Raw genomic sequence first — 14,281 nt, forward strand, 5'->3', positions numbered from 1 at the left:
GCGGTTTCACCCGAGCGACGCCAACGCCCGGACCAACTGGTCGACCTCGGCGGTGGTGCTGTAGTGGGCCAGACCAACGGTCACCGCGCCGCCGATGTCGTTGACCCCGATCACGTCGAGCACACGCGAACTCGCGTTCGCTATTGCCAGGATGCCGTTGTCGGCCAACCGCTGCACCACACGCTCGGCAGGAACGTTCTCGATGGCGAAGCTGAGCACCGGGATGCGTAACTCGGGGCTTCCGATCACCATGGCCGTCGGTAGTGAGCGCAGCGACGTCAGCAGGTAGTCGAACAGCCCGCTCAGGTAGCCCTGGGCGGACCGCATCGACACCGAGAGCCGCTCCCGCCGGGTCCCCTGCGCCGAATCTTCAAGGTTGGCAAGGTATTCGATGCTCGCCACCAGGCCGCCGAGCAGCCCGAACTGATGCGCTCCGAGCTCCAACCGAGCAGGGCCGGTGGCGTAGGGGTTCAGCGACACCGATCCGAACGCCTCGATCACCGAGGGGTCCCGGAAGACAAGCGCGCCGATCGGCGGACCACCCCACGCGACCGCGTTCACGGCGACCACATCGGCGTCGATCTCGTCGATGTCGATCAATCGGTACGGCGCCGCGGCGGAATGGTCGACCACCACCAGTCCACCGACCTCGTGCACCAGTTTCGTGACCTCGCCGAGCTCGGTCGCCGTGCCCAAAGTCGAAGATGCAGAGGTGATTGCGACCAACCGGGTGGGCCGGGTCACCAGCGTTTCCCACTGCCAGGGGGGAAGCTCACCGGTCTCGATGTCGACCTCGGCCCACTTCACCTTGGCGCCATAGCGGTTCGCGGCACGCAGCCACGGCGCGATGTTCGCCTCGTCGTCGAGGCGGGTCACCACCAGCTCGTATCCCAGCCCGACACGTCCGGACGCGGCCTCGGCCAGCGACGTCAGCAGCACCGCCCGGTCGGGTCCGAGCACCACACCTGCCGGGTCGGCGTTGACCAGGTCCGCCACCGCCTGGCGGGCCGCGGCGAGCACCGCCGCACTGCGCCGGGCGGAGGGGTGCGGGCCCGACGGTGTCGGCATCGAACCGCGGAACGCGGTCGTCACGGCGCGGCTGACGGAATCCGGCAGCAACATGCCGTGCTGGGCGTCCATATGTACCCAGCCATCGCCCAGCGACGGGTGCAATCCGCGCACCCGGGCGACGTCGTATGCCATGCCAGCCACCTTATTGCGTCAGTGAATTCCGCCGTACCAGCACGAATAGCGCCGGCTCGGCGAATGCCCGACCTTGCATCCTGCTGCCCGCTCCGAGACGGAACGGGTCATCTGCGCAGCCATACTAGTCCAGCGAGCTCCGGGTTCGGAGTGCTAGTTGCGCCGTTGTTGCTGGTGACTGTCGGGGCAACCGCTGTCCGATGTAGCCGATGACCGCTGCCGGGCGTCTGGGCCGCGGGAATCGCACCGTTCGACGCCGTCCGGCCGACGTGTGTGGCCGTGCCCGCGGATTGCTCTCGGCACCGAAATCGATGCCGTCCGGGTTTGCGGGGCTCGGCGCGCCCGCGCGCCGCTGGACAAATCGCGGTGGTGGGAGAAGATCACTCTGGAAAAGACCGCTGTGAAATCCAAGGACGGTAGGGCCCCATACCGAACCGGGTGTGGGAACCCAGCCGCATTCGACAAGCGATGTTGGGGCACTCTAAGGGACATGACAAGCAACACCGACGACGACAACATCGAGATCATCGGCGGGGACCCGGACGACGCGGGCGCGGTGGACATGGCGCAAAGCGACGGGAAGTCGCTGACCGACCTGGTCGAACAGCCCGCCAAGGTGATGCGGATCGGCACGATGATCAAGCAGCTTCTGGAAGAGGTCCGAGCGGCGCCGCTGGACGAGGCCAGCCGCGGTCGACTGCGCGACATCCACCACACCAGCATTCGGGAGCTCGAGGAGGGTTTGGCCCCCGAGCTTCGCGACGAGCTGGAACGGCTGACGTTACCGTTCACCGAGGACACCGTCCCGTCGGACGCCGAGCTGCGGATCGCGCAGGCACAGCTGGTCGGCTGGCTCGAAGGACTGTTCCACGGCATCCAGACCGCACTGTTCGCCCAGCAGATGGCGGCGCGCCAGCAACTCGAGCAGATGCGGGGCGCGCTGCCGCCCGGTGTGAGCGTGCCGGGGCAACGCGGTCCGGGGCATCCCGGCACCGGTCAGTATTTGTGAGCTCGAGGTGGCCACCCCCCACGACCCGCAGCTTTCCTCCGCGCCGCGTATCGAGACGCGCAACGCGTGGGTCGAGTTCCCGATCTTCGACGCCAAGGCACGCTCGCTGAAGAAGGCCTTTCTCGGCAAGGCGGGCGGCGCCATCGGACGCAACGACTCCAACGTCGTCGTCATCGAGGCATTGCGCGACATCACGATGTCGCTTGAGATGGGCGACCGGGTCGGTCTCGTGGGGCACAACGGCGCGGGCAAGTCGACGCTGCTGCGGCTGCTGTCGGGGATCTACGAACCGACACGGGGAATGGCGACCGTGCGCGGGCGCGTCGCGCCGGTGTTCGATCTGGGCGTCGGGATGGACCCGGAGATCTCCGGGTTCGAGAACATCCTGATCCGCGGCCTGTTCCTCGGACAGACCCGCAAGCAGATGCTGGCCAAGATCGACGAGATCGCCGAGTTCACCGAACTCGGCGACTACCTGTCGATGCCGCTGCGCACGTACTCGACCGGCATGCGCGTCCGCCTCGCGATGGGGGTGGTGACCAGCATCGACCCGGAGATCCTGCTGCTCGACGAGGGCATCGGCGCCGTCGACGCGGACTTCCTGAAGAAGGCCCAGACGCGGCTGGCCGCACTGGTGGAACGCTCCGGCATCCTGGTCTTCGCCAGCCACTCCAACGACTTTTTGGCACGGCTGTGCAAGACCGCGATGTGGATCGACCACGGCACCATCAAGATGTCGGGTGAGATCGAGGACGTGGTGCGGGCCTACGAGGGCGAGGACGCCGCACGGCATGTGCGGGAGGTCCTGGAAGAGACGGCGCACACCCATGACCGATGAGCGCTCGCGCGAAGAGCATGTCACCGATGAGCGCTCGCGCGAAGAGCATGCCACCGATGACACCCCGCAGATAACCGCGGTCGTCGTCACCCACCGCCGCCCGGACGAACTCGCCAAGTCGTTGGACGCGGTCTGCTCGCAGAGCAGGCGCCCCGACCACCTGATCGTGGTGGACAACGATTTTCCCAACGACCCGGCCGAACGGGTGCGTGACCTGGTTTCCGGTCAACCGATCCCGACGACCTACCTCGGATCGCACCGCAACCTCGGCGGCGCAGGCGGGTTCGCGCTGGGCATGCTCCACGCGTTGAGCCTGGGGGCGCAGTGGGTCTGGCTGGCCGACGACGACGGACGCCCGCAGGACAGCGAGGTGCTGGCCACGCTGCTGGCGTGCGCCGAGCGGCACGGTCTGGCGGAGGTTTCGCCGATGATCTGCGACCTCGACGATCCGGACCGGCTCGCATTCCCGTTGCGCCGCGGGCTCAAGTGGCGCCGGTTGGTCAGCGAATTGCGCACCGAGTCAGCGCTTCCGGACCTGATGCCGGGCATCGCACACCTGTTCAACGGCGCGCTGTTCCGTGCCGGCACGATCGACGCTGTCGGGGTGCCCGACCTGCGATTGTTCTTCCGCGGCGACGAGACCGAACTGCACCGCCGACTGCTGCGCTCCGGCCTGCCCTTCGGCACCTGCCTGCACGCGGTCTACCTGCACCCGCAGGGCGGCGACGAGTTCCGGCCGATCCTGGGCGGGCGCATGCATGCGCAGTACCCCGACAACCCGACCAAACGGTATTTCACGTACCGCAACCGGGGGTATCTGCAATCCCAGCCCGGGATGCGCAAGCTGGTGCTACAGGAGTATCTGCGTTACGGCTGGTATTTCCTGGTCACCAAACGCGACCCCGCCGGGCTGCGCGAGTGGATTCGATTGCGGCGCTTGGGCCGACGCGAGCGATTCTTCCACGGCGACGGGAAAGGCAACACATGACGATCATGGACGCCGCCGCGCAGTCCCGAACATTCAAGCGGGCCTGGGGCGATCTCCTCGCCGGTTTCGGCAAGCGCGAACTGTGGCTGCACCTGGGCTGGCAGGACATCAAGCAGCGCTACCGGCGCTCGGTGCTCGGCCCGTTCTGGATCACCATCGCCACCGGCACCACCGCGGTGGCGATGGGCGCGCTGTACTCGGTGTTGTTCAAACTCGAACTGTCCGAACACCTTCCGTACGTCACGCTCGGCCTGATCATCTGGAATCTGATCAACGCGTCGATCCTCGAGGGCGCCGACGTGTTCATCGCCAACGAGGGCCTCATCAAACAACTCCCGACCCCGCTGTCGGTGCATGTCTATCGCCTGGTGTGGCGGCAGATGATCCTGTTCGCGCACAACATCATCATCTTCGTGATCATCGCGATCATCTACCCGAAGCCGTGGCAGTGGACGGATCTGACGTTCATCCCGGCGCTGGCCCTGATCGCGCTGAACTGTGTGTGGGTGGCGCTGTGCTTCGGGATTCTGGCGACGCGTTACCGCGACATCGGCCCGCTGCTGGCCAGTCTGGTGCAGCTGTTGTTCTTCATGACACCGATCATCTGGAACGAGTCGACGCTGCGCAGCCAAGGTGCCGGGGACTGGGCCAGGATCGTCGAGCTCAACCCCCTGCTGCACTACCTCGACATCGTCCGCGCCCCACTGCTGGGCGCCGAACAGGAGCTGCGGCACTGGGTGGTGGTCGTGTCGCTGACGATCATCGGGTGGATCTTCGCCGCGCTGGCGATGCGCCAGTACCGCGCGCGGGTGCCCTACTGGGTGTAGTACTCGTCGGGCTCCGGACCGAAGACGAACCGCCGCCCGGTCAAAGTCTCGGGCGTGATGCGGACAAAGCGCAGCTTCTGGGTGGCGACCCAGGGATAGAGCCCGGCATGCCTGGCCTCTTCGATCTCGGCTGAGCCGGACAGCGCATGGGCGGTGCCGCGCACCACCACGCTCCAGCCTTCGGCGACGTTGTGGTCGTCGGCCTCGAACACCACGTGTTCGTTGAGCACCGAGGTCAGAAGCTTGGTGCCTTCTGCGGTGCGAAACAGCAGCGTCTTGTGCTGGACCACGAAGTTGACGGGGAAGATCTCGGTCCACCCGCCCACGGTCGTCACGAGTCTGCCCAGCGAGACACCGGACAGCAGGGCCCAGCTTTCGTCCGCGGTGAGCTCGGTGACCGGTGCGTCGGGTGCGCTAGTCGCGTCCATGCTCACGATGGTCGTCGACGCAGGTCAGGCGTCCTAGGGTCCAATGGCACTTCCCGGCGATGTCGTCCGTTGACCATTCATGAGCATTCCGCCATATGAGCCACCGCCCCTGCCAACCTCGGGTGCCGCCAACACGCTGCTGTGTCCGAAATGCGCAGGCGTCATGAAGACCTACGAACGCAACGGGGTCCACTTGGAGCAGTGCGACACCTGCCGGGGCATCTTCCTCGATTTCGGCGAGCTGGAGTCGCTGACCCAGATGGAGAACCGGTTCACGCAGGCCGCGCCTCCCCCGATGCCGCCGCAACAGCAGGGTTACGGCGGCGGCTACGGCGAGTACGGGCCCGGTTGGGGGCACCGCGGCAACAAGCACTACCGCAAGCAGGGCTTCGGCCGGCTGTTCTTCTCCAGCTAGACCATCCGCTCACAGGCCGCCAGCAGCGCCTGCTGGGTCTCATCACAGTCTCCGTGGGCGAGCCCCGAGGCGGCGGCGTGGACGACCGCCGCCCGGGCGAACGGTTCCAGTACCGACCACGGGTCACCGCCGGGCAGCGCCGGCCCGCTCCCGCGGTATGCGTCGAGAAACGTCCCCCAGTCGGTGTCGGGGATCAGCCCGGCGGCCCAGAACCCCGCCGGCCGCGCCAGGTCCCAGGCCGGGTCACCGACACCGACGTCGTCGACGTCGATCAGCAGCCACGGCGCCGATGCGCTGCGTCGTCCGAGCTGGCCGAGATGCCAGTCGCCGTGCACCAGTGTCAGTGGGTGATCCGGTGACCCGGCGCGCCACACATCGTCGGGCAGGGCGGCGGCAGCACGACGCACCGAACCGGTCGCGTCCTTCAGGTCGGTGACGGCGCGCCGCAGCCGCTGCGGCCATCCGTGCACCGGGGCGCGGGCGGGCGCGGATTCCACGTGCAGCGAGGCGAGCAGCCTGCCCGCCTCGTCCCACGGTGCCCGATCGGGTTCGACGGCGACGGTGTGAACCTTCGGCCAGCTCGTCTGCCAGCGCAGCCCGACACGTTCGGGGACCACCGAGATCGGTGACAGCAGCGACACCGACCCGGACGCGATCCGTAGCCGCTGTGCCAGCGCGCGCGGATCCGTCCCGTTCCGGTGCAGCTTGTGGACGACGTCGCCGTCGACGACGAGCTGCGCACCGGAACGGGTCTGCACGTTGCGACCGTAGACCTCAGCGCCGCGGCGGTGGCGTCCGTACCGCCGCGTTGATGCGGTTCCACGCGTTGATCGTGACAGCCATCGATATCACCTGACCGAGCTCCCGGTCGGCGAACACCGCGGCAGCCTGGCCGTAGACGTCGTCGTTGACACCGCCGTGGCCGACTTCGGTGATGGCCTCGGTCAGAGCCAGCGCCGCGCGCTCCCGTTCGCTGAAGAGCTCTCCCGCCTCTGCCCACGCGGCAAGGAGGTCGAGCTTCTGCTCGGCCACGCCCAGCTCGCGGGCATCACGGGTGTGCATGTCGAGGCAGAACGCGCAGTGGTTGAGCTGCGAGGCACGGATCTTGATCAGCTCACCCAGCTCGGGGTCGAGATCCTTGGCCGCCGCCGCGGACAGCGTCATCATCGCGTCGTACAACTCGGGGGAGGCCTTATAGATCTTGAGCCGGTCCCCGGTGGTCAGTGTCTGAGTCATGACCCCGACGCTAGTACCGAATATCCCGCGCCAATGGTTCAATTTGTCCGTGACTTCGTGGGCCAATTCGGGGAGCCGCGACCTGCACCTCGACCTACGCCAGACGCTCGTTCCCGGTGCTCGTGGCACCAGGGACGCGCTGAGCGCGGCCCTGCGCGACGCAGCCCGATCGGGTCGACTCACCCCTGGGACGATGCTGCCGCCGTCCCGCACCCTGGCCTCCGACCTGGGCCTGGCCCGCAACACGGTCGCCGAGGCCTACGCCGAACTCGTCGCGGAGGGCTGGCTGGCGTCGCGGCAAGGCGCGGGCACCTGGGTGGTCAACACCGCCCGTCCTGTCGCGCCGCCCCGGCCCCACGGCATCCGCGTCACGCCCGTGCACAACCTGATGCCGGGCACCCCCGACGTCTCGGAGTTCCCCCGCAGCCAGTGGGTGGCGTGCACCCGTCGGGCGCTGGCTCACGCACCCCACGACGCGCTGCGGATGGGCGACCCTCGCGGCCGGCCTGAGCTGCGAAACGCCCTGGCCGACTATCTGGCCCGCGCCCGGGGAGTCCGCACGTCACCGGAATCCATCGTGATCTGCTCGGGGGTCCGACAGGGCGTACAGCTTCTGGCGCGCGTGCTGGGCGGACCCATCGCGGTAGAGGCCTACGGGCTGTTCCTGTTCCGTGATGCCATTGCGGCCCTGGGGGTTCCGACGGTGCCGATCGGCGTCGACGGCGACGGCGCCGTGGTCGACGAACTCGATCGGCTCGATGTGCCTGCGGTGCTGCTGACCCCGGCACACCACAACCCGCTGGGGATGTCGCTGCACTCCTCACGACGCACGGCCGTCGTCGAATGGGCGCAGCGCACAGGCGGTTTCGTACTAGACGACGATTACGACGGCGAGTTCCGGTACGACCGTCAACCCATCGGTGCGCTGCAGGCCCTGCGGCCGGAGAAAGTCGCCTACCTCGGCTCCACCAGCAAGAGCTTGTCGCAGTCACTGCGGCTGGGCTGGATGGTGCTGCCCGACACGTTGGTGGATCCGGTGATCGACGCGGCGGGCGGGCAGCAGTTCTCCGTCGACGCCATCGCGCAGCTCACGTTGGCCGAGTTCATCGTCGGCGGGTACTACGACCGCCACATCCGGCGGATGCGGACCCGGTACCGGCGACGCAGGGACGCGCTGGTCTCCGCGCTGTCCCCGTTCGGGATCGCCGTCAGCGGGCTGGCCGCCGGGGTGAGCGCCCTGCTGACACTTCCCGACGGAGCGGAGGCCGAAGTGCTGCACCGGGCCGGCGAGGCCGGAATCGTGCTCCAAGGGCTGTCGATGATGCGCCACCCCGCCGCAGGTGCCGACCATCCCGATCCCGACGGCTTGATCGTCGGCTTCGCCGCTCCGGCCGAGCACGCCTTCGCTCCCGCGGTCTCCGCGTTATGCGATGTGCTGCGGGCCAGCGGACTGTAGCTTGCAGCAATGACAGCTCCGCGCCGTCACATGAGCGTCTATGAACGGGCCATCGAGAAGTTCGCGAGAACCCCGGCCGGGTACTGGTTCGTCAGAAATGTTGCGCCGCGCGTAGACCCGCCGCTGCTACGGATCAGCGGCGGCCGGTTCAGCAGCGTCTACCCGGCGCCGACCATGCTGTTGACGACGATCGGGGCCAAGAGTGGGCGGCCCCGGACACTGCCACTTCTGTATGTCGCCGAGGGCGATTCGCTCATCCTGATCGCATCGAACTACGGCAGGCCGGGACACCCGGCGTGGTACCGGAACCTGACGACGAACCCGCGAGTCGAGGTTCTCGCGGGCGCGCACAGCGGGGTCTATACGGCGACCGAGATCACCGACGCCGAGGAACGCTCGGCGGCGTGGCAGAAAGCTCTCGATCTGTATGCGGGCTACAGCGACTACGAGGCGCGGACCGGCGGCAGGACGATCCCGCTGATCCGACTGCGTCGCCGGTAGCAAAAAGGGGCACCTCCTGGTGGAGGTGCCCCTTCTCTGTCTGCTGGGTTACTTGACGTCGACGAAGACCACGCTGCCGGTGTTCTGCAGAACCCGGCGGTCGCCCTGGGCGTCCCAGACGTATTCCCGGATCGGCTGGCCCTCACGGACCGAGACGACCTCGGCGCTGTCCAGTGCGGTGGAGCCCTGGCGGTTGACGATGACGCGGTTACCGTCAGCCTCGAGTGAGGCGATGGTGTCGGCGGCGCTGCCGGAGCCGGACGGGGCGGCGGCGGCGGAGCCGGCCAGCCCGATGAAGGCGGCGGTGAATCCGGCGGCGATGGCGGTGGCGGCGGTGGCGGCGGTGGCGGCGGTGAAGTTCTTCATGGTCTCTGCTCCCTATGTGTTCTACATCTTGCTGATCTTGTTGGTTCTGATGGCTTAAACCAGCAGGTCAGGGGATTAATTCCGGTGGCAGTAATTGAACGGCTGCTGGCAGGAACACCTCAGTGGAAGGGCTCCCCGAGACCGCGGCCGCTGACGAGAAAGGGGCACCTCCTGGTGGAGGTGCCCCTTTCGGCTCTGTGGGGTTACCTGACATCGACGAAGACCACGTTGCCGGTGTTCTGCAGAACCCGGCGGTCGCCCTGGGCGTCCCAGACGTATTCACGGATCGGCTGGCCCTGACGGACCGAGACGACCTCGGCGCTGTCCAGTGCGGTGGAGCCCTGGCGGTTGACGATGACGCGGTTGCCGTCGGCCTCGAGTGAGGCGATGGTGTCGGCAGCGCCGGCTCCCGAGGGGGCCGCTTTCGGCGGCCACGGCCCGGCAGCGGCGGGACCGGCCAGCCCGATGAAGGCGGCGGTGAATCCGGCGGCGATGGCGGTGATGGTGGTGGCGGCGGTGAAGTTCTTCATGGTCTCTGCTCCCTATGTGTTGGGTCGGAGCCGTGGAGCGAATCTCGCGGTTTCGACGTTCTGTGTGCTTTCTTGTGGTTCTGATGGCCTAAACCGGCAGGTCAGGGGTTTAATTCCGGTGGCAGGATATGAACGACGGCTGGCAGAAACACATCGGTGAAACTTGTCAGTGGGTCGAACTAGTGTTCGAAGCATGTTCGATGAAGGACTCCCCGAAACCGCGGACCTGGCCTCGCTCACCGATGCCGAGTTGGTCGACGCCGCCCGAGGGTGGGCGCGCACCGAAAACGCCGCGTGTGCGCGCAAGTTGTCGGTGATGGCCGAGATCTTCACCCGCCGCACCGACCTGCCCCCCGGGGATCGCGAATCGTGGTGGCTCGACCCCGAAGCCGCCGTGGTCGCCGAACTGGCCGCCGCCCAGAACATCACCCGCTCGTTGGCCTCGCATCAGGCCCACCGCGGGGTCGCGCTGCGTGATCGGCTGCCCAAGGTCGCCGCACTGTTCGACGCCGGGCTGATCAGCGAAATGCTGGTCCGGGCGATCGTGTGGCGCACCTACCTGATCGAAGACCCGCCGCGATGACCGCCGTGGATGCTGAACTCGCCGAGCGGATCGGTGCGTGGGCGCGCTGTCGATCAAGAAGACCGAACCGGCCATCGACGCGCTGATCGAACGCCACGATCCCGGCGCGCTGCGCCGCGCCCGCGAATCAGTCAGCCGCCGCGATGTGCAATTCGGCTCCCCCGGCGACCCACCCGGCTACACCAGCCTGTGGGCTCGACTGTTCAGCGCCGACGCCGCCCTCGACGAGAAACGTGTGCAGGAGATGGCCTACAGCGTCTGTGACCGTGATCCCCGCAGCGCCGAGGAGCGTCGCGCCGACGCCCTGAGCGCGCTGATCCAACAGACCACCATGAGCTGCCAGTGCGCAGATCCCGACTGCGAGACCACCCGCGCCAACCCCAACGACAAGAACACCGTCGTCTACGTCGTCGCCGACCACGAGACCCTCACCGCCGCCAGCCAAGACAGCCCCAGTGACGGTGGGGATCCCAGTGACGGCGGGGATCCCGGTGACGGCGACGCCGGACCCAGCGGGCCCGACGGTGGGTCCGGCGGCGGGGATCCCGGTTACGGCGACCGTGACGACAGCGGCGGTCCCGACGACAAGCCCGAGAACAAGCCCGAATCCTGCACCCCAGCGTCGCCGGCGTTCGTGTTCGGAGCCGGGATCCTGCCCGCGGTCCTGCTCGACCCGCTGCTGGCCCGCGCCCGGCTGCGCACCGTCACCCACCCCGGCCTGGCCCCGCCCGAACCGCGTTACACCCCCTCCCGGGCACTGGCCGACTTCATCCGCTGCCGCGACCTGACCTGCCGCTTCCCCGGCTGCGACGCCCCAGCCACCGAAGCCGACATCGACCACACTGTGCCCTACCCGGTCGGACCCACCCACGCCTCCAACTGCAAATGCCTATGCCGCTTCCATCACCTCCTGAAAACCTTCTGGACCGGCGAGAACGGCTGGCACGACCGACAACTACCCGACGGCACCATCATCTGGACCAGCCCCACCGGCCACACCTACACCACCCACCCTGCAGGGGCGGCCCTGTTCCCCGCGCTGAGCCCACCCACCGCGGCCCTGTGGGACGGCGACCCACCCCGAAACACCAACACCACCACCGACCAACGCGGCGCCATGATGCCCCGACGCCGACACACCCGCGCCCAGAACCGCGCCCACACCATCACCGCCGAACGCCGCCTCAACGACGACCTCGTCGCCGAACACAACAAACCACCACCCTTCTGAAGCGGTGTGGCACACCCCAGCCCGTAAGCTGCCCGGGTGGCCGAGCCCCCGATATCACCGCAGCTGAGCCTCGGGACCCAGATCTGGCGGTTCGTCGCGACGGGCGGGCTGGCCGCCATCGTGGACTTCACGCTGTACGTGGCACTGCTGGCCGCGGGCCTGCACGTCAACGTCGCCAAGACCCTCAGCTTCATCGCGGGCACCACCACGGCGTACCTCATCAACCGGCGGTGGACGTTCCAGGCACCGCCGAGCACGGCCCGGTTCATCGCCGTGGTCGTGCTCTACGCGGTGACGTACGCCGTCCAGGTCGGCATCAACTACATCTTCTACATGGAACTCGACGACAAGCCCTGGCGCGTGCCGGTCGCGTTTGTCATCGCCCAGGGCACAGCGACCGTGATCAACTTCATCGTCCAGCGCACCGTCATCTTCCGCCTGCGCTGACCACCGGGAGCCAAGCGGTACCCTCTGTGACGATGTTGAGCACCGATTTCCCGACCACCGCGAAGCGGCTGACCGGCTGGGGCCGCACCGCCCCGTCGGTGGCGCAGGTGCTGTCGACCCCGGATCCGGACGTCATCGTCAAGGCGGTGACCCAGGTCGCTGACGGAGACGACCGCCGCGGCGGCAGAGGTGTGGTGGCGCGAGGACTCGGGCGCTCCTACGGCGACAACGCGCAGAACGGCGGCGGTCTCGTCATCGACATGAGCGTGGTGAACCGCATCCACTCGATCAACACCGACGACGCGTTGGTGGATGTCGACGCCGGGGTGAACCTCGACCAGTTGATGCGCGCCGCGCTGCCGCTGGGCCTCTGGGTACCCGTCCTGCCCGGCACCCGGCAGGTCACCATCGGCGGCGCGATCGCCTGCGACATCCACGGCAAGAACCACCACAGCGCGGGCAGCTTCGGCAACCACGTGCACTCACTGGACCTGCTCACCGCCGACGGCGAGGTCCGCCACCTGACCGGCAGCGGACCCGGCAGCGACCTGTTCTGGGCGACGGTCGGCGGCAACGGTCTCACCGGTGTCATCCTGCGGGCCGCCATCAAGATGACACCCACCGAGACCGCCTATTTCATCGCCGACGGTGACGTCACCAGCGGCCTCGACGAGACCATCGCCTTCCACAGCGACGGCACCGAAGACAACTACACCTACTCCAGCGCGTGGTTCGATGCGATCAGCCCGCCGCCGGCACTGGGCCGGGCTGTCATCTCTCGCGGCTCCCTGGCCACCGTCGACCAGCTACCGAAGAAGTTGCAACGCGACCCGCTGAAATTCGATGCGCCGCAGTACTTCACCACGCCCGACGTGTTTCCCAGCGGGCTGGGCAACAAGCTGGTCTTCGGCGCGATGACCGCAGCGTGGTACCGAATGGGCAAAACCTACCGCGGCAAGGCGCAGAACCTGACGCAGTTCTACCACCCCCTCGACATGGTCGGTGAATGGAACCGTGCCTACGGCTCAGCAGGTTTCGGCCAGTACCAGTTCGTGGTGCCCACCGAGGCCGTGGATGAGTTCAAGCGGATCATGTACGACATCCAGCGCTCCGGACACTATTCGTTCCTCAATGTCTTCAAGCTATTCGGGCCGGGAAACCAAGCACCGCTGAGCTTTCCGATACCAGGCTGGAACGTCTGCGTCGATTTCCAGATCAAGCCCGGTCTCAACGAATTCCTCAACGGCCTCGACAAGAGGGTGCTCGAGTTCGGTGGCCGGCTCTACACCGCCAAGGACTCGCGCACCACCGCCGAAACCTTCCACGCCATGTATCCCCGCATCGACGAGTGGATCGCCCTGCGCCGCAAGGTGGACCCCGACGGGGTGTTCGTCTCCGACATGGCCCGACGACTGGAGCTTCTCTAGATGGTTTTTGATGCGACCGGCAACCCGCAGAAGATCCTGCTTCTCGGCGGCACCTCCGAGATCGGCCTGGCGATCTGTGAGCGCTACCTGCGCAACGCCAAGGCCCGGATCGTGCTGGCCTGCATGCCCGGCGATCCGCTGCGCGAGGCAGCCAAGAAGCAGCTGGAAGATGCCGGCGCCAAGTCCGTCGAGGTGATCGACTTCGACGCGGTCGACACCGAAAGCCATCCGGCGGTGATCGACGCGGCCTGGGGCGGGGAGCACCCACAGGATGTCGACGTCGCCATCGTGGCGTTCGGACTTCTCGGCGACGCCGAGGAACTCTGGCAGAACCAGCGCAAGGCAGTGCAGATAGCCGACATCAACTACACCGCGGCGATCTCGGTGGGGGTGCTGCTCGGCGACAAGATGCGGGCCCAGGGGTCCGGCCAGATCATCGCGATGAGCTCCGCGGCGGGCGAGCGGGTCAGGCGGTCCAACTTCGTCTACGGCTCCACCAAGGCCGGACTCGACGGCTTCTACCTGGGCCTCGGAGAAGCCCTGCGGGAGTACGGCGTCCGCGTCCTGGTCATCCGGCCCGGCCAGGTGCGCACCCGGATGAGCGCGCACGTCAAGGAAGCTCCGCTGACCGTCGACAAGGAGTACGTCGCCGAACTCGCGGTGACGGCCTCGGCCAAGGGCAAGGACCTGGTGTGGGCCCCAGGCGCATTCCGATACGTGATGATGGTGCTGCGCCACATCCCACGGCCGATCTTCCGCAAGCTACCCATCTGATCCGTGGGTACACGAGCGCTGG

The 14,281-nt window shown here is 67.5% G+C and carries 18 protein-coding genes; 12 read left to right on the forward strand and 6 right to left on the reverse strand.

Annotated elements, in window-relative coordinates; genetic code table 11:
- Nucleotides 1–6: 6 nt before the first annotated feature.
- Entirely contained in the window at nt 7–1,203 is a 1,197-nt protein-coding gene (locus G6N53_RS02520) for a cysteine desulfurase-like protein (RefSeq protein ID WP_163886832.1), read from the reverse strand.
- A 490-nt stretch (nt 1,204–1,693) separates the two neighbouring features.
- Between G6N53_RS02520 and G6N53_RS02525 the strand changes: the two genes are divergently transcribed.
- The 4 genes from G6N53_RS02525 to wzm are packed head-to-tail and all read left to right on the forward strand — an operon-like array spanning nt 1,694 to nt 4,865.
- Nucleotides 1,694–2,212, forward strand: coding sequence for a bacterial proteasome activator family protein (locus G6N53_RS02525; RefSeq protein WP_163886833.1), 519 nt, complete (start codon nt 1,694–1,696; stop codon nt 2,210–2,212).
- 7 nt (nt 2,213–2,219) lie between these two features.
- On the forward strand, nt 2,220–3,050 hold the full coding sequence (wzt, locus tag G6N53_RS02530; protein WP_163886835.1) for a galactan export ABC transporter ATP-binding subunit Wzt/RfbE: 831 nt from the start codon (nt 2,220–2,222) through the stop codon (nt 3,048–3,050).
- Entirely contained in the window at nt 3,040–4,038 is a 999-nt protein-coding gene (glfT1, locus tag G6N53_RS02535; protein WP_163886837.1) for a galactofuranosyltransferase GlfT1, read from the forward strand. The genes wzt and glfT1 overlap by 11 nt, the downstream gene beginning before the upstream one ends.
- Entirely contained in the window at nt 4,035–4,865 is an 831-nt protein-coding gene (wzm, locus tag G6N53_RS02540; protein ID WP_163886839.1) for a galactan export ABC transporter permease subunit Wzm/RfbD, read from the forward strand. Before glfT1 ends, wzm begins: the two co-directional genes overlap by 4 nt.
- On the opposite strand, the gene G6N53_RS02545 is transcribed toward wzm, so the two are convergent.
- The gene (locus tag G6N53_RS02545) at nt 4,853–5,293 is read right to left on the reverse strand and encodes a pyridoxamine 5'-phosphate oxidase family protein (RefSeq protein WP_163886841.1); all 441 of its coding nucleotides are present in this window, start codon (nt 5,291–5,293) and stop codon (nt 4,853–4,855) included. The genes wzm and G6N53_RS02545 overlap by 13 nt on opposite strands.
- Nucleotides 5,294–5,372: 79 nt before the next feature.
- On the opposite strand from G6N53_RS02545, the gene G6N53_RS02550 reads away from it, so the two are divergent.
- Nucleotides 5,373–5,708: a TFIIB-type zinc ribbon-containing protein gene (locus tag G6N53_RS02550; RefSeq protein ID WP_163886843.1), complete on the forward strand. Its 336-nt coding sequence runs from the start codon at nt 5,373–5,375 to the stop codon at nt 5,706–5,708.
- Here the strand turns inward: G6N53_RS02550 and G6N53_RS02555 are convergent.
- Nucleotides 5,705–6,466 (reverse strand): phosphotransferase family protein, encoded by a 762-nt coding sequence (locus G6N53_RS02555; protein ID WP_163886845.1) that lies wholly within the window; start codon nt 6,464–6,466, stop codon nt 5,705–5,707. The two genes, G6N53_RS02550 and G6N53_RS02555, sit on opposite strands and share 4 nt — an antisense overlap.
- 16 nt (nt 6,467–6,482) lie before the next feature.
- Nucleotides 6,483–6,944: a carboxymuconolactone decarboxylase family protein gene (locus G6N53_RS02560; RefSeq protein WP_163886847.1), complete on the reverse strand. Its 462-nt coding sequence runs from the start codon at nt 6,942–6,944 to the stop codon at nt 6,483–6,485.
- Nucleotides 6,945–6,993: 49 nt separating this feature from the next.
- On the opposite strand from G6N53_RS02560, the gene pdxR reads away from it, so the two are divergent.
- Together pdxR and G6N53_RS02570 are read left to right on the forward strand one after the other, a co-directional pair.
- Nucleotides 6,994–8,400, forward strand: a complete 1,407-nt coding sequence (gene pdxR, locus G6N53_RS02565; RefSeq protein WP_205390259.1) for a MocR-like pyridoxine biosynthesis transcription factor PdxR — start codon at nt 6,994–6,996, stop codon at nt 8,398–8,400.
- Between the two features lie 9 nt (nt 8,401–8,409).
- The gene (locus tag G6N53_RS02570; RefSeq protein WP_163886851.1) at nt 8,410–8,901 is read left to right on the forward strand and encodes a nitroreductase family deazaflavin-dependent oxidoreductase; all 492 of its coding nucleotides are present in this window, start codon (nt 8,410–8,412) and stop codon (nt 8,899–8,901) included.
- A gap of 48 nt (nt 8,902–8,949) precedes the next feature.
- Here the strand turns inward: G6N53_RS02570 and G6N53_RS02575 are convergent, their stop codons facing one another.
- Together G6N53_RS02575 and G6N53_RS02580 are read right to left on the reverse strand one after the other, a co-directional pair.
- Nucleotides 8,950–9,267 (reverse strand): hypothetical protein, encoded by a 318-nt coding sequence (locus tag G6N53_RS02575; protein ID WP_163886853.1) that lies wholly within the window; start codon nt 9,265–9,267, stop codon nt 8,950–8,952.
- Nucleotides 9,268–9,470: 203 nt separating this feature from the next.
- Complete coding sequence (locus tag G6N53_RS02580; protein WP_163886855.1) at nt 9,471–9,797, reverse strand: hypothetical protein; 327 nt, start codon at nt 9,795–9,797, stop codon at nt 9,471–9,473.
- 193 nt (nt 9,798–9,990) lie between these two features.
- Here G6N53_RS02580 and G6N53_RS30520 point away from each other — a divergent pair, with 193 nt between their 5' ends.
- From G6N53_RS30520 to dprE2, 5 genes are read left to right on the forward strand one after another with little or no spacing between them, the layout of a single operon-like run.
- Nucleotides 9,991–10,380, forward strand: a complete 390-nt coding sequence (locus tag G6N53_RS30520) for a DUF222 domain-containing protein (protein ID WP_308494819.1) — start codon at nt 9,991–9,993, stop codon at nt 10,378–10,380.
- Nucleotides 10,381–10,417: 37 nt separating this feature from the next.
- Complete coding sequence (locus G6N53_RS02585; RefSeq protein WP_308494820.1) at nt 10,418–11,611, forward strand: HNH endonuclease signature motif containing protein; 1,194 nt, start codon at nt 10,418–10,420, stop codon at nt 11,609–11,611.
- A gap of 51 nt (nt 11,612–11,662) precedes the next feature.
- Nucleotides 11,663–12,058, forward strand: a complete 396-nt coding sequence (locus G6N53_RS02590) for a GtrA family protein (RefSeq protein ID WP_163895349.1) — start codon at nt 11,663–11,665, stop codon at nt 12,056–12,058.
- Between the two features lie 32 nt (nt 12,059–12,090).
- Complete coding sequence (dprE1, locus tag G6N53_RS02595) at nt 12,091–13,485, forward strand: decaprenylphosphoryl-beta-D-ribose oxidase (protein ID WP_163886856.1); 1,395 nt, start codon at nt 12,091–12,093, stop codon at nt 13,483–13,485.
- Nucleotides 13,486–14,259, forward strand: a complete 774-nt coding sequence (gene dprE2 / locus G6N53_RS02600) for a decaprenylphospho-beta-D-erythro-pentofuranosid-2-ulose 2-reductase (protein WP_163886858.1) — start codon at nt 13,486–13,488, stop codon at nt 14,257–14,259. It begins immediately after the preceding gene.
- The last annotated feature ends 22 nt before the right edge of the window (nt 14,260–14,281 follow it).

It is taken from the genome of Mycolicibacterium hippocampi (assembly GCF_010723735.1).
GTDB lineage: Bacteria > Actinomycetota > Actinomycetes > Mycobacteriales > Mycobacteriaceae > Mycobacterium > Mycobacterium hippocampi.